The organism is Betaproteobacteria bacterium (genome assembly GCA_009377585.1).
In the GTDB taxonomy this organism is placed as follows: domain Bacteria; phylum Pseudomonadota; class Gammaproteobacteria; order Burkholderiales; family WYBJ01; genus WYBJ01.
In genome coordinates this window covers 1-20,317 of the sequence record WHTS01000075.1, presented here as the reverse complement: position 1 = coordinate 20,317, position 20,317 = coordinate 1, and the positions used below count along the sequence as shown (strand labels likewise).

The window sequence follows — 20,317 nt, the reverse complement described above, 5'->3', positions numbered from 1 at the left end:
GTATCTCAGTGTGCATGGCCTTCGCCGATCTGGGATTTCAGCATCCGCGCTTTGAGCGCATACGTTCCTGCAACGACGACGAGATCGCCCGGCTTGATACCATTCTTCAATACGACCCGTCCGTTCAGCTTTTCGCCCGGATCCACCGGGCGCGGCTCGAAGCCATGCGCGTCCTCGACGAACACTGTGGATACGCCTTGGATCAGCACGATCGCTTCCTCAGGGACCAGGATGGCCTTGGCCGCGCCGCCGGTCTGGATCAAGGCGGTCGCGAACATTTCCGGAATCAGACGACGATCCTTGTTGGGGACATCGATACGCGCTTTCAGCGTGCGCGTCTCCTTGTCCATCACGCTGGAGAGATAGGCGACCTTGCCCTTGAAGACTTCCCCGGGAAACGCAGTGACGGTGATTTCGGCCGGGGCTCCGACCCGAACCTTGGCGAGATCCTTCTCGAACACGCTGCCTTCGATCCAGACCGTCGACAGGTCGGCAACCGTGAACAGCGCCTTGTCGGGCTGACTGAGTTCTCCCAGTACGGCCGCCTTTTCGATGATCGTTCCGGCGAACGGTGCAGTAACCGCGAATACCGAGGCGGCCTCCTTGCCCAGCGCGGAACCAGGCGAGATGCCGAGTAGACGAAGCTTCTCACGCGCGGCTCGAAGGGACGTGGCGGCCTTCTCAAGCTCGCCTTGTGCTCGAAGAAACTCCTTCTGCGGAACGATCTGCTCGGTGTACAGGCGCTGAGCTCGCTCGAAACTCGACTGCGCGAGCTTGTGCTCGGTTTGCGCCTGCCAGTAGGCCGAGAACGCTTCGCCGATCTCGGGGCTATCAAGTTGCGCAAGCACCTGCCCAGCGGCCACGCGATCACCGATGTTCGCCTGTACCCGGACGATACGGCCCGGCACGCGAGGTGTTACCCGCGCAAGGCGATCCATATTTGCGTGGATGGTGGCGGTCACCGAGACGTGATCACTGACCTCCTGCTCTTCAATGGCCTCCACCTTGATCCCGGCAGCTGCGATCTGCTCGTTGGAGAGCTTCAGCCCCCCTTCCTCCCTGCCCTTTTCCTTGGCGTGCGCATCGCCTTCGGATTTCTCATGGCCGTGCTCGTCTTTCGGCGGTACGCCCGTGGCAGCCTCGGCATTCTGGTTCTCCTGCGAACCTCCGAAGCGATCGCACGCCGAAAGGGCAAGAGCGGCACAAACGATAAGGATCACGGCCGCGTGCTTTGACATTCTCTGCGTCTCCTTGGGTAATCGATGACGTCGCACGAGAGCCTTCATGGCCGGGTCGCGTCCGCCCAACCGGCGGCCTGCTCAAGCGCAGTGCGCGTGAGCGCCGCTTCGGTCTGCGCCTCCAGCAAGTCACGGCGGCCGTCGAGCACTTGGCGCGTGACGACCAGGAGTTCCAGCAACCCCAGCTCACCCTCACGGTACGCACGCGTCGACAACCGCTGGTTTTCGTCCAGGGCGGCCACAATGCTCGAACGAATCTGCTCGATCCTTGCTCGCAATGCTTCCGACCGGGACCAAAGTGCTATTACGCTCGCGCGCGCCTCGCGCTCGGCCGCCTGTCGCTCGATCTGCACTTGAGTCAGTTCAGAGCTCGCGCGGCCGATCGCGGCGGCGTTGCGCCGAAATAGAGGCAACGGTACCGAAACATTGATTCCCTTTATTCGCTCACGAGTGTCGCCGGGCCCCTCACGCGCGATCCCGATCCCCACAGTCACGTCCGGCGAAACAGCCGCCCGCTCCAGTGCAAGGCGACTGCGCGCGGCTCGCTCTCGTTGCGCCAACGCTTCGAACTGTGGGCGCTGTCGCGACGATTCGAGCAGGTCGATCAGCCTGTATGTTGACGTTGCGGTGCGACCAAGATCGCCTTGCACTTGAGGCAGCTGTCCGGGCGGCATTTGCAGCAGATCAGCGAATTCCGCGCGTGCCTGGGCAAGCTGATCGATCAAGCTCGCAAGCTGATTGTGGGCACGGCCCACTTCCACGGCGGCCACATTGCCATCAAGGCGCGTGTCCTCGCCGGCTGCGACTCGGCTCTTCACCGCATTCGCCGCCTGCTCGACGGTCCTGATCGCCTCCTCTTCCAGAGCGCTCCGCTGTTGAAGGCTCAGTACCTGGAGAAAGCCTCGTTGCACTTCGAAGCGCAACTGCCGCCGCAACTCCTCGATCTGCGCGTCCATGGCAGCTTTCGCGCTGTCTGCAGCCGCACGTCGATGCTTCGACTGTCCGCCGGTCTCGAACGCTTGGCTGATTCCCAGCGCCCATTCGCGCGCCCTCTCGTCCGGTAATCCAGGATTCGGGGTCGTTCGTCTTGCGTACTCCGCCGAGATCTCAGGATTGTTCCAGAGCGGGCTGCGCGACTCGACGATGTCGGCCTCCAGTGCCTGGAGCTCGGCACGGGCCTTTTGGAGAGACGGGCTGGCCGCTTCTGCCATCCGAAGGGCCTCTTCCAGCGTCAACGACGTGAGCGTGACGGAGTCCGGAGCCTGTTGCAGCGCCTGAGCGTGCGCCACCGCGACAGTTGCAAGGCAACAGATAGTGACCGCAAATCGCATTGAATTCCCCGCAAAGCCATACGAAACAACCGGGAATTCGGCGAGAACGCGTGGTGGCTCGGCTATCGAGCCGACCGGTAAGCGAGCTGCGGAAGCAGTGCGTCCCGCCGATCAGGCGACGGGCGCGACGAGAGGCGGGCGATTATGCTCGGAGAGAACTACGGAGTGGAAAGGCTGGAGGCGAGGAGGTTCGAGCTGCGGCTGCAGCAAGGCGGTGTACTGAGCGGGCACGCCAACCACGATATGACCACCGGCCAAGTGGCACAAACCGCAATCCAGGTCAACGCCCAGCTTCGCGGCGTTGTTATCGCCACTCCCAGAGTGGACGTGCTTGTGGACGTGATGGCCAAAATGGGAAGTGACCGACCCCTGCTCGCTCGATGAGCAGTAGCCGGAAGCTACCGCATAGCTCATCTGAAGCGGGACAATCCACAGCAGGACAACAATCAAAAGACGCAACACGCTGCGGATAGCCTTTGGCAAAGTGAGCGGACTGCGACGCATTATAGCCAGTGCCATCCCGAAGGCAAGCAAGCCCCGCGACGCCCCCTGTGAACTACGCTTCAGGCCGCAATAAACGCAGCCCATTGAATACCACAATCAGGCTGGCCCCCATGTCGGCAAACACGGCCATCCACAAGGTTGCCATTCCCGCAATCGCGAGGATCAGGAACACAGCCTTGATTCCGAGCGCCACAGCAATGTTCTGCTTCAAGATAGCCGCGGTTCGGCGGCTCAGCCGAATGAACTCGGGAATCTTGCGCAAGTCGTCATCCATCAACGCCACATCCGCTGTCTCGATGGCCGTATCCGTGCCCGCAGCGCCCATGGCGAAGCCGATGCTCGATCGAGCGAGCGCTGGCGCATCGTTGATGCCGTCGCCGGCCATACCTACCGAGTGGTATTTGGCGAGTGCTTCATCGATCACCTTGAGTTTGTCTTCCGGTAGCAAGTCGCCCCGCGCATCGTCGATACCGACCTCGGCAGCGATCGCAGCTGCGGTTTTCGGATTGTCGCCCGTGAGCATCAAGGACGGAACGCCGAGCCTGTGGAGTTCCTCGATCGCTTGGCGGCTCGTTTCGCGCACCGTGTCGGCCACGCCGATCACCGCAAGAGGCTGCGATTCATCGCTCAGGACAACCGCGGTCTTCCCCTCTGCTTCCAGTTTCTGGAGAAGCTTTTCTGTCGCTGGAGTGCAGATTCCAAGCTCTTCCACCAGTCGGTGATTGCCCAAGTGGAACCAGCGGCCTTCGATACGCCCCTTGACGCCCCGTCCCGTGATGGCTGCAAAATCGGTTACCTCGGAAAGATTAGTCGCGTGGCCTCGATCTTTCCAGTACCGACTCACCGCCGAAGACACCGGATGATCCGAACGCGCAGCGATCGTTGCGGCGAAACGCAGTGCATCGGCATCGCCGACGAGCGAGGTCACATCGGTTACGGCCGGCTCACCACGAGTAATGGTTCCGGTCTTATCGAGCGCCAATGCCTTGAGCGTTCGACCTTGTTCCAGATAGGCACCACCTTTGATCAGGATGCCGCGTCGGGCTGCTGCAGCCAGACCGCTGACGACCGTTACGGGAGTGGAGATCACCAGGGCACAGGGACAGGCGATCACGAGCAATACGAGCGCTTTGTAGATGGAATCCATCCAGGGCAGACCAAATGCGAGCGGAAGTCCGACTGCGACCACCACGGCCATTGCGAACACGAGCGGCGTATAGATCCGGGCGAACCGATCGACGAACCGCTGCGTAGGCGCGCGGCTGCCCTGCGCCTCCTCTACCGCCTTGATGATTCGTGCGAGAGTCGATTCCCCGGCAACTTTGGTGACTCGAAACTCGAACGACCCCGTCTCATTGATCGTGCCGGCGAACACCGGATCGCCAGCCGCCTTGGCGACCGGTATGCTCTCCCCCGTAATCGGCGCCTGGTTTACCGACGACTGCCCCGAAACCAGTTCGCCGTCGAGCGGAATGCGCTCTCCTGGTCCGACCCGAACGACCGCGCCAGGCGAGACATGCTTCGACTCGACCTTTGCCCAAGTACGATCGCTCTGAAGCACCGTCGCCGTTTCCGGCGTCATGTCCATCAGACCCCGTATCGCATTGCGCGCGCGATCGAGCGACAGCGCCTCAATCATTTCCGCAAGGGCGAAAAGAAACATCACCATCGCGGCTTCCGGCCACTGTCCGATCAGCATTGCGCCCGTGACGGCGATCGACATGAGCGCATTGATATTTAGATTGCGGTTCCTGAGCGCAATCCAGCCCTTCTTGTAGGTCTCGATCCCTCCCGCGGCCACAGCAGCCAGCGCAAGCGCGATCACGAGCGGCGATGACTCGTTGCCAGTGACCCAGGCCACAATTTCCGCGCAAAGCGCGGAGGCCCCGGCCAGACCCATCAACCACCATTGCTTGCGGCTCACGACGCGGGAATCGGAGGCGGCTGGGAGCTTCACTTGCGGCGATTCGGCGATAGCCTTCATGCCGATCGAATGCAGTGCCGACAACACGGGCGAGGCGCTTTCCAACTGATGATTGACAACGAGCTTGCGTTGCATCAAATTGAAGTCGAGCGAGTCTATGCCCTGCATTTTCGAGAGCTTGTCACGGATAAGCCGCTCCTCGGTCGGGCAATCCATGTTTTCGATGTGAAATACGCTGGCGGCTGACTTGCTCATCGCTTCCATTCCGCGTTGGCCACATACAATCTTCATTGCGATACCCGAAAAGGGTCATCATTTCGGTCTAGCGCGCGACGCTCCAATGCCACATGAGCGGAGCGGTGCGCTAGCAATGCCTGCTGCAATTTGAAACCTTGTAGCGACTGTAGAGTCAAGCGCTGTAAGTAGGCACGGAGACACCTCGGCTCGTGACCATCGCATGCCCATCCAATGAGGCTGTGTCGCTTGAAGGCACGGAGATGACCGATATTTGACCGATAATCGGAATAGACCTACGAGACGGGGACTTGGTCTTACGGCCACTCACCAGCCCCGGTAAAATGGGATGCTGCCAGTATCCGACTGCAAGTCCGATCGGGGCCGTGTTCAGCTGCCTAGTGCTTTGCTTGGCTGCGCTTTGCATCTACTTCGGCTGGCTGTTCTGGCAGACCGAGCACCGGTCTTGGTGATGATATTCAATGGAACACGGATCAAATGCCCGGTAGGTACTATCACGTAATGTGCAAGAGCGATGCTTGGCACCTGTACCATGGAGATGGTCCCTACCCCCTAATGAGCGACCGCAGTAAGACTGTGATTCTCAATGCGGCCCGCCGCCGAGCCCGCGACTACGGCGCGAAAGTCATTGTCCATAAGGCACCGGAGCCGGAACGAACGCATGAGAACCCTATCGTGGTTGGCACAGATGCTGATTCGGCCGCGGGATGGTGACCGCGAACGCTGTACCGCGGTGGGGATGGATGACTACCTGTCGAAGCCCTTCGCGAGGCAGCAATTTGAAGCAGTGCTTCGACGCTGGCTGCCGCCGTCGGGGTTTGAGGCGGACACAATCGCGGCCGCCACTGCATCCCAAGGCACGAAGAGCGATGCCGCACTCTCAGGATCGCCCGCTGACGGGCACGAAAGCGAGATCGCTGACGAAGTGTTGGACGCATTGCGTGCCGCGCGGCGCCTCGGACGCCCGGACATCGTGCAAAGGATCATCCGCCTCTACCTCTACGAGGCACCCGGACTCATGGACGCGATATTCGAAGCGGCGGCGGCCGGCGACTCCAAAGCTATGCGGGCGGCGGCCCATAGCCTCGCATCGTCCAGTGCGAACGTGAGGGCCACCCGACTGTGCGCGCTGTGCGCGCAGGTCCGGTCGAGGCAGCGGCGCGGGACAATGACTTCCCTACCTCCGAGCAACTAGTATTGCGACACGTTAGTCGTGCAACGTCACCACAGATGCGAACAATGTTTCGCAATTAGAAATTCGTCGTACTAGTCGAGCTGGTGCAACGCGCTACCAAGGCACTGTCGCAGAATTGCAGCGGCGCCAGACTGTAATTGCCAGCCGGGCAGCATGAGCAAGGCGCCCTCACCGAAAGACCATCACAATGTTTGGATGGTCCAGCTCGATTCTGCGAAGGGTGTCCTCGGAGCACGGACTGGGAGTTTGCACACCGACGCTAAATGCCGCCATTCCCGTCGCAACGCCGATAGCCCGCCCTATCATGTTGAGATCTTCGACGACGTTCACCAGTTGCACGGGTACAGCATAGATATGCCAGCGCCGGCCACGGCCGTGCGCCGGGGTTTCAGCAAGCGCGCGAGCTCCCCGACCGATGGAGGTGCGCATTCCGACGATGCCGATCCGCGCTTGCGAGATCAGCGATCGGGGTAAGGAGAGCTGGATCGAACTCCTCGAGCGCAGCGCCGTCTTGGACTCGGCGCGGCCAGTCCGGGTGGGTTAGTGCCCCACGCCCCAATGAGATGAAGTCCGCTTCATCACGCTCAAGAACGCCAACTGCTTTCCGGGGATCATGCAGCGAGCCATTGGCAAGCACAGGGATTCTGGCGTGCCGCTTTGCCAGCGCAGCCAAGGTGGGGCCGGTGTCAAAGGCAGGCCGCCAAGCCTCGAATTCCGTGGTGTGAAGATAATCGACCGGAAGTGCGCCCAACGTCCTGAAGATGACTTCGGCCTCGTTCTCTTCGCCGCGCCACTTGTGCACGAAGTCGTTGACCTTGCCTTGGGATATGCGGACGCCGACCACGAAGCTGCTGCCCACGGCGGCCCGAACCGCCTCCGCCACTTCGACCGTCAGACGCAATCGACGCGCGAGATCGCCGCCGTAACGGTCATCGCGGCGATTAATGCCCTCCGTCAGGAACTGGTCGAGGAGATAGCCGTTCGCGCCATGTATCTCGACGCCATCGAAGCCTGCCTCCACCGCCCGACGGGCCGCCTGCGCAAAGCCTTCAATGGCCTCAGATATCTCGGACGATGTCATCGCCACCGGCACGGGATAGGCGCCGCTCCCGCGGTAGAAGCCCATCTGCTCGCCCTTTGGACGCACGGCCGACGGACCTCGTGTGCCTGTCCGGTGCGCGTTGCCTTGCGACAGCGCGCCGGCGTGCATGAGCTGTGTGATGATGCGGCCGTCGCACGCGTGGACGCCATCAACAGTCGGCCGCCACGCCTCCCGCTGCACGTCGCCGGACAGGCCCGGCTGGAAGAGGTAGCCTTGCGAATAGGCCTTGTCGGTATAGACGCCCTCGGTGATCACGAGCCCGAATCCGCCTTGGGCGAACGCCCGGTAATACTCTGCCATCCGGCGCGTCGCGCATCCGTCGGCCTCGGCGCTCACGCGGGTCATCGGAGCGACCGCAAGCCGATTCGATAGTGTCAGGCCTCCCACGTCGAGCGGAGCGAAGAGCCGCCCTCTGTCCCACCTCAGCTGCGGTCTTTCGGGCTCTCCCGCCATTTCACCGGCTCTCGGTGGGACGAACGGCCGCAATCGCCTCGATCTCGATGAGGGCGGCGGGGTCGTACAAAGCCTTGATCTCGGCGATCGTGTCCGCCGGATAAGGCTCGGTGAAGAACTTGCGGCGGAGCTCCACGACCTCTTGAAAGTTGCCCATGTCCGTAACGAAGATCGTCACCTTGATGATGTCGTTCAGGCTCGATCCGCCTGCCTCCAGCACTCGGCGAAGATTGGCGAATGCCTGCTCGCCCTGGCTTCGAAAGCCGCCGTCCACGATCTTGCCGTCCTCGCCCGCCCCAGCTTGGCCGGAGATGAAGAGGAGGTCAGCGAACTTGATGCCCTGCGAGAGCAGGAAGGGCGCGTAATTGTCAGGCTCGGTGATCACACGTTCCAACATTGCTCTTCCTCCTGAATGGGGCATGGGTGATTCTGTCTCATGGTGATCGTATTGACAAACGCCTATTCATCAGCTATCAGATGATCCAAATTCAGCCATGGAAAAATGCGGCAACTTCCTCCCCTTTCAGCCCTCCGCGCCTTCGAGGCGGCTGCGAGGCACGGCAGCTTCAAGCGAGCAGCCAGCGAACTCGCGGTTACTCCCACCGCGATCAGCCATCAGATTCGCTCACTCGAAGAGCACACCCGCCTGAACCTCTTCGACAGGCGCGTTCGCAAGGTGACGCTCACGGAGGCTGGAGCGCACCTCTATCCGGTGCTGCGCGAAGGCTTTGACGCGTTCGAGGCCGTGCTCGAACGTCTCACGCAGGTAAGGAGGAGGAAGGCGCCGGTGACCATTTCGGCCACCACTGCCTTCACCGCGAAGTGGCTGCTCCCGAGGGTGGCCGGCTTCCAAAGCCTCCACCCGGACATCGATCTGCAGCTCTTGGCGTCCGACGAAGCGGTCGATCTCACCGGCAACCATGTCGACATCGCCGTCCGCTACGGACGCGGACCATATCCGGGTCTAGAGGCGGAGGTGATGTTCGCCGATGACTTCGCGCCGGTCGTCAACCCTAAGCTTGGCGTGCTCGCTCCCGCGGATCTGGCCGCGGTGCCTTTCATCCACTTCCAGTGGAAGCGAGCTCATCCGCTCAACCCGACCTGGGAGAGCTGGTTTGCTGCGGCTGGACTGGAGTGGATGTCGCCTGTGGCCGAACTCCGTTATTCAGACGAGGCCCACGCGATCCAGGCGGCGGTGGCGGGACAGGGAATCGCGCTCCTGAGCCTCGCCCTGGTCCGAGACGAGATCGCTGCCGGTCAACTGGCGCAGCCCTTCGGTCCGACCGTGGCGGGCCATACCTATCATCTAGTTATGAGCGGTGATCGTCCGCCGAGTACACGCGTGAGCGCAGCCGCCGAGTGGCTCCGGTCGGAAGTGAGGTCGATCCCACGACTGTCGAATCCTCTTTCTGGTACTTCGGAGCGTTCCGGACCCCAAGGCGCGGCGTTGTGATTGAACGACCCCTCCCAAGGCGGCGCGCCCTCGACGCCATGAAATGGGCTATCTGAACCCTGTTCCAGGTAAAGCGCTGGTCACCAATGTCTGGAACTATGAAAAGCCGTTCTGGTGGTGGCTCGCTGAACAGTCCCGAGCGGATGCAGGATCATAGTGCTCCAGCGGAAACGTAGTTATCAGTTTCATCCACGCTGGCGCGCCAAACTCCGCCGAATCTACGATTTTCTGCGCTTCGTTAAGCGGGACCACGCCGACGGAAATTCATTGTCGTAGGAGCGGCGGTAATCGGTGGCATGTGGCGTTCGCGCCAGTGAATTGCTCTTCGGCCGCAATGCAGTGGCGGCAATGAGTCAACCTAGAAGCCGCAGTAGACGATATCGTCACCGCGTAAGCTTGTGAGTATGCAGGGTGAAACACTGTTTGGGGGAGACACCCAATGGGTGAGGCGAAGAAGCGCGGTGCTGCTGCGGTGCACGAGGCACTGACGGCGCTGGGGGTCGACGCACTCGGCGGTCAGGTTCAAGTGCGCTGGAACCAAGGCGAGGCGGCGACCCCGTTCGGCCAGATGGCGTACTTCGCGGAGTTTCTGAATCTCACGGGACTGTACCGTCGCTGGGTTGAGAGTTGCCCGCTGTGCTACACGAGTCCGAATGGATCGAAGGTCGCCGACGTGCTGGGGACGCTGTTCTTGTCGGTACTCTCGGGACATTGGCGCTACGCGCACATTGCGGCATTGCGCGCTGACGGCGTCAGTGCGGGGTTGCTGGGGATGAGTGGGATCGTCGCCGAGGATACGGTGCGCAGGGCACTGATGGCGATGGACGGCGATTGGAGGCGGCAAATCGACCAACTTCGATCAGTCGCGTCTCCTCGGTATGCAAGGCTCGTTCAGCGTAACGATTGCAACCGGCGACTTCTTTTCGACCAGCAGTCGTTCGTTCGGGCAGGTCAGGAGGACCGAAGTCATCAACGGTCAGAATATTGAATCAGGTTCTACGTTGCCGCTGTGCCTGAGCCGTCAACATATGCGTTGATGCTCGCCGGACTAGGCATGGTCGCGTACGGCATCCGGGAGAAGAAGAAAGTAAAGTGTTACGGGGTCGCATCCAAGTATTCAGGGAAGCGGTGTCCACTTGGCGTATTCACGATGAGACGCAGGCATGTGCTCAGTGCGGGTCGTGAACTTGCGCGCATGCCGCGAGCGTACGTGGCTTGCCACGCGCACGCCGCGGTGGAACAACTCCACCGTGGTGGCCGTGGCGCGCGCATCGAGCTGCTTGCCTACCAGGGCGTGGTGCACGGAGTAGTAATGCAGGTCGAATTCGATGTGGTAGTCGATGTGTACACGCACCTTCTTCCACTCGGCGAACTCGTAGGGCTGCGCGGGCAGGGGCTTGAGCGCTGGGTGGTCGATCTCGGCGAAGGCGCTGGCACGCGAGCCGGGCAGCTTCTTGAAGGGCCGTGCGTTGAGTTCGTGGAGCAATTCGGCGATCGCGGCGTTGAGCGCGCTCAGACTGAAGAACTGCCGGTTCCTCAGGCGTGCGAGGATCCAGCGCTCCACCAGCAGCACGCCGGCCTCGACCTTGGCTTTGTCGCGCGGACGTGCGGCGCGCGCGGGGATCACTGCCACGCCGTAGTGGCGGACAAGCTCGGCGTAGGTCGCATTGATCTGCGGCTCGTAGCGGTGCGCGTGGGTCACGCCGCTGCGCAGGTTGTCGGGCACGAGGATCTCGACCACGCCACCGATGAACGCGAACAGGCGCACGTGCGCGCCGATCCAGTCGGGCAGCTCCTGGCTCCAGGTGGCCTCGGCGTAGGTGTAGTTCGACGCCCCAAGCACGCCGATGAAGATCGACGCGGGGCGCACTTCGCCCGTGTCGCGGTCGATCACCGGCACGGTGGGTCCGGCGTAGTCCACGAACAGCTTCTCACCGGCGCGGTGCTCCTGGCGCATGACCAGATCGAGCCGCCCTACCCACGCTCGGTAGTGCTCGCAGAACCAGCTGTAGGCGAAGCCCTGCGGGTGGTTGGCCCGATACTCCTGCCACAGCAGCATGAGGGTCACGCCGGGCCGACGCATCTCCCCGTGCAGGTACGCCCAATCGGGCTCGGCGCGCTGGCCAGCCGATACCGCGGGCGGGGGCGGAAACAGCCTCGCCTCGAGCTGCGCCTCCCCGAGGCTCTGCGGCAGTGGCCAGCCCAGTCCCGCATCGGCAAAGCGGCGCAGGTACTCCGCCACCGTGCTCGAGGCCGTGCCGATACTTCGGGCGATCTCGCGGTGCGAGCGCTTAAGCTCGAACCGCAGTCGTAGTGCCTCGATGATCTTGCGCATGGATAACCGTTCTCTTGCCACCGACCGTCCCCCCTGGAAAAGGGGCCGGATGGTAGCGGGTTATCCCGCGCCGCCACGCCGGCAATCGTTCGCTCCGACTGCTTACGCAGTCAGTGATCGAATTGCCGTGGAATCACTGATCGATTTGCCCTGGAATCGGTGATCGCAATGGCGTGGAATCAGCGATCGATTTGCCGTGGAATCAGCGATCGAAATGGCCTGGAATACGCAGCCTGGGCAGCGGAATACGCAAATTGCTCCGCAGGACGTCCATCATCACGCATCGAGGCAAACCCGGACGGGTTCGGTCGACGCTTCAGGAAGCGAGGCAGTCGACGAAACACACTCGCGCAAAACGCTGAGTGAGCCGGTGAACGCGGCAAAGAAATGCGCGGGAGCGCACAGCGCTCCGCAAAGCTGCCCAGCGTGGTAAGCAGGCACTCACGGCAGAAGCAGGCATTTCGCTTGAGCAGTCAGCCCCTCAGCGAGCGCGGAGACCATGACACCGGCTGCGCCGATGATGAAGACTATCGATTTCGCGGTGGTACCATTAGGCGAGCAGCCCAAGGATCGTACGTCGCTCTGCGCGGCCAGCCGGCGAGTGCGGACATGTAGCTGCCCGCAACACGCAACTACAGCGGCGGCAACCAGGAACACCGTGAGTGCGTGAGCCAAGTATCTTCGGGGGCATGACCAAGAGGACCACTCCATGCCGCACGAATTGCGCTATGAGTTAGGCGCGCAAGCCGCCGAGAGAGAACGGATCAAGTCTTCCATCTTTTGGATTTCATCCGTGCTGTCGGCGTCGAAAATAGAGATCATCGCGCCATTCCTGCCCGCGGGAGCCCTGAGCCCGTAACCAAGCCCGGGTGCGTATTCGAAGCGAACCAAGCGAGTCGAATCGATCGTGAACGTACTCCGTTGGGCTGGCTTTCCGTAAGCGTCCCCACAACCACGTACTTCCGTAGCGACTGGTGACATGGCAGGGTCCGCGCTCCTTTCAGACGAGGAGACGGACGATGAAGCAAGCTGACGGAGCTTTATCCGGCGATGAGACGAAGCGCACGCTGTGGGCTCGACGCATCGAGCAATGGAAGCGCTCGGGCAAGACGCAGCGAGAGTTCTGCGCGAGGCAGTCGATCGCGATATCGACCTTCCAGTGGTGGCGTGCGCGGCTGAGCCGATCGGGCGCGACATCGGGGCAGGCGCTGTTTGTGCCGCTACCGGTCATGTCGGCGACGGAGGCGGTGAGCGCGATCGAGGTGGAGCTTCGCTCCGGCACGCGGATGCGCTTCGAGGGTGAGGCGGCGCGTGCGGCGGTGGATCGTCTGATTGCTCGGGTGCGTTGATGTTCGGTGCAGGCGTCCGGGCTTACGTGTGCGTGGAGCCGGTGGACATGCGCAAATCCATCGATGGTCTGTCGCAGCTCGTGCAGCCGCTGTTCGCGGCCGACGCCTTCGGCGGACAGGTGTTCGTATTCCTCGGTAAGCGCCGCGACAAGGTGAAGCTGTTGTGGTGGGATCGGCATGGCTTCTGGCTCGCGTACAAGCGCCTGGAGCGCGGGCGGTTTCCGCGGCCGGAGGAGGTCGCCCGTGGGGTGCTGTCCGCGGCCGAGCTGATGGCGTACCTGGAGGGCATCGATCTGAGCCGGGTGCGCCGCTTGCCGATCGTGCGTGCAACGCGCCTGTCATAGCACGCGATGTCAACCGCGTCGTGAGGATTGCGTTGAACGGGGCATGCACGCGCTCGCCTCGTTCGACATCCAGCAGCTCCCCCGCGATGTCGATGCGCTGCTCGGGGTGATCGAGACACTCCACGCCCAGTACAGCGCGATCCTCGGTTCCCTACATCAGCAACTGCACAGCCTGCGCCGCCTGCACTTCGGCGCAAGTAGCGAGAAGCTCCCCGGCCAGGCGCAGCTGTTTGCCGAAGTCCTCGAGCTCCCGGTGCCGCCGCTCGATCAGATCGAGGTGAAGTACAAGCGGGCACGGCGTGGACGACCCGCGTTACCGAAGGATCTGCCCCGGGAGCGCGTCGACTACGACCTGAGCGAGACCGAGAAGGCGCAGTTCGATGCGTGTCAGCGCATCGGTGAGGACGTCTGCGAGACCCTGGAATACACGCCGGCCCAGTTGAAGGTCATCGAGCACGTCCGCGCGAAGTACGTCTGCCGCAAAGAGGGCCAATCCACGATCCGCAGCGCGCAGGCGCAGCCCTCGCCGCTGCCGAAGAGCAACGCCGGGGCAAGCCTGTTGGCGCAGATCCTGGTGTCGACCTTCGTCGATCACATGCCCTTACACCGTCAGGAGCGGGCCTGGAGCCGGCACGGGGTTGATCTGCACCGCTCCACACTGTGCGAATACAAGCTCGCCAGTGGAGAACTGCTCGCAGTATTGCGCCCGGCGCTGGCAGGCCACGCGGACTCCGGTAGACGTTTTTCCGGACCTCACTGCGCCAACCGTTACCGTCGTCGCCGAGGCGCACGGCATGGCGCCAACCGACGTGGAGAGCCTCGTCACCTTGCCGATCGAGGCAGCATTGAACGGTGCACCGGGCGTTCGCCGGGTCCGATCGGCGACCAAGATCGGTCTTTCGGTCGTCACCGTCGAATTCGAATGGGGCACGGATTCTTACCTGGCTCGGCAAGTCGTCGCCGAGCGGTTGCAGATCGCCCGCGCCGCACTACCGGCCGACATTCCAGCCCCGACAATGACACCCGCCGCCTCGATCATGGGCGAAATCCTGTTCATTGCGCTGCACTCGGAGCGGCACTCCGGGATGGCGTTGAAGAATGTCGCCGAGCAAGTGCTCAGACGCCGCATCCTGGCCGTGCCGGGCGTAGCCGAAGTGCTGCCGATCGGAGGCGAAACGCAGCAGTTCCAGGTTACCGTCAAGCCCGACCGCCTCGCCGCATACAACCTGACGTTGGATGAAGTCACGCAGGCGCTACGCGATTCGAACCAGAATACTTCGGCGGGCTTCTACGTCGCATCCGGACAGGAGTACTTGATCCAGGGCCATGGCCGCCTCAGCTCGCTCGAGGACATCGCCAATACTGCCATTGCGCTGCGCGCAGGTCAGCCAGTTCTCGTGCGCCAGGTAGCCGATGTAGGAATTGGTGCTGCTCCCAAACGCGGCGTCGGATCACACAACGCAAAGCCCGCTGTGATCATCGGCATCCAGAAGCAGCCGGGCGCCAACACGCTCGAGCTCACCGAGCGACTGGATCGAACGCTGGACGAGATTCAGGCCGGGCTGCCCGAAGGCATGCGGATCGAGCGTCATATCTTCCGGCAAGCGGACTTCATCACCGTCTCGATCGACAACCTGCTGGAAGCATTGCGCGATGGTGCGATCCTCGTCATCGCGATCGTCTTCGCGTTCCTGCTCTCTATCCGCGCGACGGCGATCACACTGTTGGCCATCCCGCTGTCGCTGGTGGCTGCGATCCTCGCCATGAAAGCGCTCGGCGCCACCATCAATACGATGACCCTCGGCGGCATGGCTATCGCCCTGGGCGCGCTGGTCGACGATGCCATCATCGTCGTGGAAAACATCGTGCGCCGGCTGCGACTGAACCGGGCGAAACCGGCCGAGGAGCAGCTATCCCCGGTGCACGTGGTGTACGAGGCGACGAAGGAGATTCAGGGCTCGATCGTGTTCGCCACGCTCATCATCATGCTGGTGTTCCTACCCCTGTTTTTTCTGTCCGGCGTCGAGGGACGTCTCATGGCGCCGCTCGGCTTCGCCTATGTCATATCGCTGGCGGCCTCACTGATCGGTGCGATTACGGTGACACCCGTTCTGTCCGCGCTCTTTCTGCCTAGTTCGAAGACCGTGCAGAGAAACGTCGAGCCGCGGTTCATCCACGCCCTCAACAGCGGATATCGTCGGATGCTGCACAAAGCCGTTCTGCACTGGAAGGCGATCGCCGCGATTGGGGCGCTCGCTCTCGTGGTCTCGCTGTTCGCGCTGACCCAGGCCGGCCGCGCGTTCCTGCCCGATTTCAACGAAGGCACCTTGACGGTGAGTACTTCGACCGTGCCGGGCACTGCGCTGGTGGAATCCGACCGCATCGGAAAGATGGTCGAGCAGATTCTGCTCTCCCATCCGGAAGTGGTCGCCACCGCGCGACGGACTGGCCGGGCAGAAGGCGACCCGCATGCGATGGACGTATTTGCGTCGGAGATGGAAGTGACGCTCGCTATGGCCGAGCGGAGCAAGGAAGCGTTTCTCGCGGCGTTACGCGCGGATCTGGCGAGCGTTCCGGGAACGCAGGTCATCGTCGGCCAACCCATCTCGCACCGGATCGACCACATGCTGTCTGGCACGCGATCGAACATCGCCGTGAAGATCTTCGGTTCGGATTTGAACGAGATGCGCCGCTTAACGGAGAGAATCAAAGCGCTCGTGCAAACGGTCCCGGGTGCGGTCGACGTGTCCGATGAGCAGCAAAGCGACATCCCGTTTCTGACGATGCGCTTCAACCGCGAAGCCCTCGCGCGTCATGGACTGAGCGTGCGGCACGTGTCGGAAGCGATCCAAGCGGCGTTCGCCGGCTTGCCCGTCAGCCGCATTCAACAAGGTCAGGCAAGCTTCGATCTCGCCGTTCGCTTCGATCCGGCCGTGCGCAGCAATATCGATACGATTCGCGCGACGCTCGTGACGACGCCTGCCGGTGGCCGGGTTCCTCTCTCCGCCCTAGCCGACATTCGCAACGACCGCGCGCCCTATTACATCAGCCGCGAGAACGTGCAGCGCAAGATGGTCGTCATGGCGAACGTCGCGGGCCGCGACTTGGCAAGCGTGGTCGATGAGATTCGCAGCAAGGTGTCGGACGAAGTGAAATTTCCAACCGGCTACCACGTGGAGTACGGCGGCCAGTTCGAAAGCGCTGAGGATGCCACACGTACGCTGTTCATCCTGGGCGGCGTCGTCACCGTGGGAATCTTCCTGTTGCTTTTCGTCGCGTTTGGCACCGGACGCGATGCCTTACTGGTGATGCTCAATTTGCCACTGGCCATGATCGGCGGCGTAATGGGTGTATTCGCCGCAGGCGGCATTCTGTCCGTAGCCTCCATCATCGGCTTCATCACCCTCTTCGGTATTGCGACCCGAAACGGCGTCATGATGATCGCGCACATCCACTACCTGTTGGAGCACGAAGGGATTCGCGACCCGGTTCTTGCGGTCACCCGGGGCGCCGAGGAGCGACTCGTGCCCATTCTCATGACCGCGCTTGCCGCTGGGTTTGCACTCGTGCCGCTGGCGCTGGCCGCCGGCGAGCCAGGAAGCGAAATCCAGGCGCCGATGGCCATCGTGATTCTCTTCGGCTTAGCCAGCTCGACGTTGCTCAACATGGTCGTCGTTCCCGCGCTTTACTTGCGCTTCGGCGCCGTGCGCACACTTGTCGCCCAGAATTCCTCGCGGAATCGGCAACAGACAAATGCTCTGAGCCAACCGAGGGAGTCCTGATATGACGCTCTGGAGATTGGTATTTATCTTTGGTGGCGCCTCACTGCTCGACGCGTGCGCGCCGCATGCATATACGCTCGTGCCGAGCGATGCCAATTCAGGGCAGCTGCATCACGACATCTACGGCCCGGAGAAACTGTCCGTCACCTACGCAAGACTTATTGCCGGTGATTTCGAGACGACGCGTTCACATCGCATCCATGGTCGCCACCGGCGGCACCTGGGATGGATCGCCGACGCACGGCTCTCCGCCGAGGATGGTACCCATTTGGGCTGCCATCTCGAGTGGCCCTACGCCGGGAAACCCTCGGGCACCTGCATGGAACCGACCGGAAAATCCTTCGCAGTCCGCTTCGAATAATCTGATCCACCGCGTCAAGGAGAACCCATGTTCCGTCCATCAGCCGCATTCATTCTGGTCGCAGCACTCATATCCGAGCCGTTGTTCGCTGCAGAACACGGCCACTCGCACGGACCCCGTTACGGTGGCGTTGCGCGTGAAGTTGGGAAAGTGACATACGAGCTGGTCGTGAAGCCGGATGCTCTGACCCTGTACGCATTGGACCACGGCAAGCCGGTCCCGATGCGTGACGCAAGCGCCGAAGCGACCGTTTACGCAGGCAACGACCGGACCACGGTCAAGCTCGCGCCCGCCGGCGAGTACACGCTGGCGGCAAAGGGAAGCTTCAAGAAACGGTGTCGGCGTGCGAGTCGCGGTGAACGTGATGCGTCCGGGGCAGAAGGAGTTGCGACTGACCTTCAACCTCAAGTAGGCATTCGATTCAAGAAGCCGAGCGTGCTCTATCCGAGCGCTCCGCCATGACTCTACTACGCCACCCGGGAGTCTCGGCGGCCTTGGCCGCTGCCGTTCTGTTCGGAGCCGGAACGCCACTCGCCAAGCTGTTGCTGGATGCGGTGAGCCCGTGGCTACTCGCCGGCATCCTGTACCTAGGCTCGGGGATTGGCCTGGCAATCTGGCGCTGGGCTCGTAGCACACCAACCGTCCGTCTCCCTCGCCATGATGTCGGCTGGCTCGTCGGAGCCGTCTTTTTCGGCGGTATGCCTGATGTGGGGCCTCGCCCACACCGATGCCGCCACTGCTTCTCTCCTCCTCAACGCCGAAGGCGTCCTGACGGCGCTCCTCACATGGTTCGCATTTCACGAGAACTTCGATCGCCGGATTGCTCTCGGCATGGCAAGCATCGTCGTGGGAGCGGTCATGCTTACCTGGCAACCGGGCGGCTCTCCGGGTGTTGATTCGGGTTCGCTCTGGTCATGCATTGCGATCATCGGGTGCGTGCCTTGCCTGGGCCGTGGACAACAATCTGATTCGCAACGTCTCTCTCGCCGACGCCACATTCGTGGCAATGGCGAAGGGGCTTGCGGCCGGTATTACCAACATCGTGATCGCATTCGCCTCCGGCGCAGCCATTCCCGGGCTCTCGCGATGCTGTCCGGTGGGGTGCTTGGGCTCCTGAGCTACGGCATAAGTCTCGTTCTCTTCGTCATTGCGCTCAGACATCTAGGTACGGCGCGCACTGGCGCGTACTTTTCGATTGCACCGTTCGTCGGAGCCGTAATCGCGGTGACATTCCTGGGCGAACCCATCAGGGCCTCGCTGGTGGTCGCCGCGCTATTGATGGGCGTGGGTGGGTGGCTTCATCTCATCGAGCGGCATCTTCACGAGCATCATCATGAAGCAATGGAGCACGAACACGAGCACGAGCACCACGCGCATCACCAACACACCCATTGTGTTGCGATGAATGAGGCTCATCCACATGGAATAAGCGTTGTTCCTCTATTTATAGGGGCTTAGTGCGCCTACGCTGCTCTACGCTGGAGCGCGTTTTTGGCGTGGAATGGCATGGTTTGGCGATGAAATGGCCCCAAATCTGCCCCAAGAAATTAGCTCGCAAACTGGGGCATAGCCAAGCGTATGCTGGCGTACTGCGCTGATGCTCGCTGGAGCGTGCGTTACTCGCTTGCGCGATCGTTGAGTCACGCTATCGCTGCGTCAGTCGGCCTTGAATGAGGGCGGCAAGTCGCCTTAAACCCGTTCAAGCGTGAACACTTCGCGCACGCTCAGCTTGAGCGCATCGGCTACCTGCTGCAAACGCTCGGCTGCCACGCCGCGGTACTGTGGCCTCGTAGCGTTGTATTTGCTGTTCGGCCAGCGACAGCCGTTCGGCAAGTTCCTTCTGCGTGAGATTGCGCACGATGCGCGCCTTGATTAGCGCCTCGCCGATACCAATGATGGACTCGGCCTCCAGCGTAAACACCTGGCCCTGGCGCAAAGCATCGTACTCGGCAAGCTCAGCCTCCAAGTCATCGAGCTGGCTGCGCAATCCGTCGTGCATAGCCTTTACCGCTTTCGGGTGCAGCCCTTCGGGATCGGGCGCGGCCAGTGCCTGCCGGAACCGCTCGGCCTGAGCCTGCGTGTTGAGGTACTGCTAGCACCTTCTGCGTCTCGAGATCTGCTGAGCTATAGCCTGAGCGGTTGCATCAACTCTTTGCGCGAGTAATGAAGAACAGTCGGTGGCGCTTCAGCCGGCTGCGCAACGTTCTCGATGATCACCATCGTGCGGTCAGCATGCGTTCTACGGTCTGCGGGACTACGCGGAGACTCTGGAGCGACTGCTCGCTGAGAAACAGCGCGCGTTCTCACACATGAAACGCTCTCGGACGTGTCCGCAAGACCCCTCCCTTGACTCGGAAGAACCATCCGAAGAAGTCGTGGGACTCCGAGATTCTTTTCCTACCATTCTTCTGGGATCGCTCTTTCCACGCCACACGCAGGCGGGTGCAAATGTCAGCGCCCGGTCGGAAACCGCCGAGCCATCTCGCGGACAATGTCGAGCAAGCGCCCGCAGAGTTCTTGGTCGCGCACCTCGATCTCATGCTCAATGGGTTTCATGGTGCCCGTGCCGTCAAAAAATAACCTGATTAGCGACATTCTTCAGCCAGCCGAATGAGCGCGGCGGGCCGAGGCGAGGTGAGGCAAGCGGCGCGCACCAGGCGAGCCAAGATGGAGGCGAGATTGAAGCGGCGG

At 62.0% G+C, this 20,317-nt stretch carries 16 protein-coding genes and 4 pseudogenes; 12 read left to right on the top strand and 8 right to left on the bottom strand.

All coding sequences use genetic code 11. The annotated features are described in order from the left end of the window. Positions 1-5: 5 nt before the first annotated feature. The 4 genes from GEV05_20605 to GEV05_20590 all read right to left on the bottom strand — a co-directional run bounded on the left by GEV05_20605 (position 6) and on the right by GEV05_20590 (position 5,288). Positions 6-1,238, bottom strand: coding sequence for an efflux RND transporter periplasmic adaptor subunit (locus GEV05_20605; GenBank protein MPZ45742.1), 1,233 nt, complete (start codon positions 1,236-1,238; stop codon positions 6-8). A 44-nt stretch (positions 1,239-1,282) separates the two neighbouring features. Continuing rightward, positions 1,283-2,569, bottom strand: coding sequence for a TolC family protein (locus GEV05_20600; protein MPZ45741.1), 1,287 nt, complete (start codon positions 2,567-2,569; stop codon positions 1,283-1,285). A 111-nt stretch (positions 2,570-2,680) separates the two neighbouring features. Beyond that, positions 2,681-3,031 (bottom strand): hypothetical protein, encoded by a 351-nt coding sequence (locus tag GEV05_20595; GenBank protein MPZ45740.1) that lies wholly within the window; start codon positions 3,029-3,031, stop codon positions 2,681-2,683. A 94-nt stretch (positions 3,032-3,125) separates the two neighbouring features. Then, positions 3,126-5,288, bottom strand: coding sequence for a heavy metal translocating P-type ATPase (locus tag GEV05_20590; protein ID MPZ45739.1), 2,163 nt, complete (start codon positions 5,286-5,288; stop codon positions 3,126-3,128). Between the two features lie 550 nt (positions 5,289-5,838). Between GEV05_20590 and GEV05_20585 the strand changes: the two genes are divergently transcribed. Next, the gene (locus GEV05_20585; protein MPZ45738.1) at positions 5,839-6,447 is read left to right on the top strand and encodes a hypothetical protein; all 609 of its coding nucleotides are present in this window, start codon (positions 5,839-5,841) and stop codon (positions 6,445-6,447) included. A 388-nt stretch (positions 6,448-6,835) separates the two neighbouring features. Here GEV05_20585 and GEV05_20580 read toward each other — a convergent pair whose 3' ends face one another. Continuing rightward, positions 6,836-8,002: an NADH:flavin oxidoreductase gene (locus GEV05_20580; GenBank protein ID MPZ45737.1), complete on the bottom strand. Its 1,167-nt coding sequence runs from the start codon at positions 8,000-8,002 to the stop codon at positions 6,836-6,838. A 1-nt stretch (position 8,003) separates the two neighbouring features. Beyond that, positions 8,004-8,399 (bottom strand): RidA family protein, encoded by a 396-nt coding sequence (locus GEV05_20575; protein ID MPZ45736.1) that lies wholly within the window; start codon positions 8,397-8,399, stop codon positions 8,004-8,006. A gap of 105 nt (positions 8,400-8,504) precedes the next feature. On the opposite strand from GEV05_20575, the gene GEV05_20570 reads away from it, so the two are divergent. From GEV05_20570 to GEV05_20560, 3 genes and pseudogenes are all read left to right on the top strand, one after another. Beyond that, positions 8,505-9,455 (top strand): LysR family transcriptional regulator, encoded by a 951-nt coding sequence (locus GEV05_20570; GenBank protein MPZ45735.1) that lies wholly within the window; start codon positions 8,505-8,507, stop codon positions 9,453-9,455. A 439-nt stretch (positions 9,456-9,894) separates the two neighbouring features. Further along, complete coding sequence (locus tag GEV05_20565) at positions 9,895-10,443, top strand: hypothetical protein (protein ID MPZ45734.1); 549 nt, start codon at positions 9,895-9,897, stop codon at positions 10,441-10,443. Further along, positions 10,444-10,536 (top strand): annotated as a pseudogene (locus GEV05_20560) (PEP-CTERM sorting domain-containing protein). It begins immediately after the preceding gene. Positions 10,537-10,572: 36 nt separating this feature from the next. Here GEV05_20560 and GEV05_20555 read toward each other — a convergent pair. Then, the gene (locus GEV05_20555) at positions 10,573-11,790 is read right to left on the bottom strand and encodes an IS21 family transposase (GenBank protein MPZ45733.1); all 1,218 of its coding nucleotides are present in this window, start codon (positions 11,788-11,790) and stop codon (positions 10,573-10,575) included. A gap of 1,019 nt (positions 11,791-12,809) precedes the next feature. Between GEV05_20555 and GEV05_20550 the strand changes: the two genes are divergently transcribed. The 8 genes and pseudogenes from GEV05_20550 to GEV05_20515 all read left to right on the top strand — a co-directional run bounded on the left by GEV05_20550 (position 12,810) and on the right by GEV05_20515 (position 19,084). Beyond that, entirely contained in the window at positions 12,810-13,139 is a 330-nt protein-coding gene (locus GEV05_20550; GenBank protein MPZ45732.1) for a hypothetical protein, read from the top strand. Beyond that, on the top strand, positions 13,139-13,483 hold the full coding sequence (gene tnpB, locus GEV05_20545) for an IS66 family insertion sequence element accessory protein TnpB (GenBank protein ID MPZ45731.1): 345 nt from the start codon (positions 13,139-13,141) through the stop codon (positions 13,481-13,483). Before GEV05_20550 ends, tnpB begins: the two co-directional genes overlap by 1 nt. Before the next feature lie 43 nt (positions 13,484-13,526). Further along, a pseudogene (locus GEV05_20540) lies at positions 13,527-13,826 on the top strand (hypothetical protein). Between the two features lie 51 nt (positions 13,827-13,877). Then, positions 13,878-14,201: pseudogene (locus GEV05_20535) on the top strand (transposase). Then, positions 14,122-17,265: a CusA/CzcA family heavy metal efflux RND transporter gene (locus tag GEV05_20530; protein MPZ45730.1), complete on the top strand. Its 3,144-nt coding sequence runs from the start codon at positions 14,122-14,124 to the stop codon at positions 17,263-17,265. Before GEV05_20535 ends, GEV05_20530 begins: the two are co-directional and overlap by 80 nt. A gap of 1 nt (position 17,266) precedes the next feature. Beyond that, positions 17,267-17,626 carry a hypothetical protein gene (locus GEV05_20525; GenBank protein ID MPZ45729.1) on the top strand — a complete coding sequence of 120 codons (360 nt, stop codon included), beginning with the start codon at positions 17,267-17,269 and terminating at the stop codon, positions 17,624-17,626. 27 nt (positions 17,627-17,653) lie between these two features. Beyond that, a complete protein-coding gene (locus tag GEV05_20520; GenBank protein ID MPZ45728.1) occupies positions 17,654-18,088 on the top strand; it encodes a hypothetical protein in 435 nt (144 codons plus the stop codon). Continuing rightward, positions 18,085-19,084: pseudogene (locus tag GEV05_20515) on the top strand (EamA family transporter). Before GEV05_20520 ends, GEV05_20515 begins: the two are co-directional and overlap by 4 nt. Positions 19,085-19,325: 241 nt before the next feature. Here the strand turns inward: GEV05_20515 and GEV05_20510 are convergent. Next, positions 19,326-19,625, bottom strand: a complete 300-nt coding sequence (locus GEV05_20510; protein MPZ45727.1) for a hypothetical protein — start codon at positions 19,623-19,625, stop codon at positions 19,326-19,328. Positions 19,626-20,317: the final 692 nt, after the last annotated feature.

Excerpts from the sequence above, each read along its gene's own strand:
- GEV05_20605 (MPZ45742.1), bottom strand. The coding sequence starts at position 1,238 with ATGTCAAAGCACGCGGCCGTGATCCTTATCGTTTGTGCCGCTCTTGCC.
- GEV05_20600 (MPZ45741.1), bottom strand. The coding sequence starts at position 2,569 with ATGCGATTTGCGGTCACTATCTGTTGCCTTGCAACTGTCGCGGTGGCG.
- GEV05_20590 (MPZ45739.1), bottom strand. The coding sequence starts at position 5,288 with ATGAAGATTGTATGTGGCCAACGCGGAATGGAAGCGATGAGCAAGTCA.
- GEV05_20585 (MPZ45738.1), top strand. The coding sequence starts at position 5,839 with ATGCGGCCCGCCGCCGAGCCCGCGACTACGGCGCGAAAGTCATTGTCC.
- GEV05_20580 (MPZ45737.1), bottom strand. The coding sequence starts at position 8,002 with ATGGCGGGAGAGCCCGAAAGACCGCAGCTGAGGTGGGACAGAGGGCGG.
- GEV05_20575 (MPZ45736.1), bottom strand. The coding sequence starts at position 8,399 with ATGTTGGAACGTGTGATCACCGAGCCTGACAATTACGCGCCCTTCCTG.
- GEV05_20570 (MPZ45735.1), top strand. The coding sequence starts at position 8,505 with ATGCGGCAACTTCCTCCCCTTTCAGCCCTCCGCGCCTTCGAGGCGGCT.
- GEV05_20565 (MPZ45734.1), top strand. The coding sequence starts at position 9,895 with ATGGGTGAGGCGAAGAAGCGCGGTGCTGCTGCGGTGCACGAGGCACTG.
- GEV05_20555 (MPZ45733.1), bottom strand. The coding sequence starts at position 11,790 with ATGCGCAAGATCATCGAGGCACTACGACTGCGGTTCGAGCTTAAGCGC.
- GEV05_20550 (MPZ45732.1), top strand. The coding sequence starts at position 12,810 with ATGAAGCAAGCTGACGGAGCTTTATCCGGCGATGAGACGAAGCGCACG.
- tnpB (MPZ45731.1), top strand. The coding sequence starts at position 13,139 with ATGTTCGGTGCAGGCGTCCGGGCTTACGTGTGCGTGGAGCCGGTGGAC.
- GEV05_20525 (MPZ45729.1), top strand. The coding sequence starts at position 17,267 with ATGACGCTCTGGAGATTGGTATTTATCTTTGGTGGCGCCTCACTGCTC.
- GEV05_20520 (MPZ45728.1), top strand. The coding sequence starts at position 17,654 with ATGTTCCGTCCATCAGCCGCATTCATTCTGGTCGCAGCACTCATATCC.
- GEV05_20510 (MPZ45727.1), bottom strand. The coding sequence starts at position 19,625 with ATGCACGACGGATTGCGCAGCCAGCTCGATGACTTGGAGGCTGAGCTT.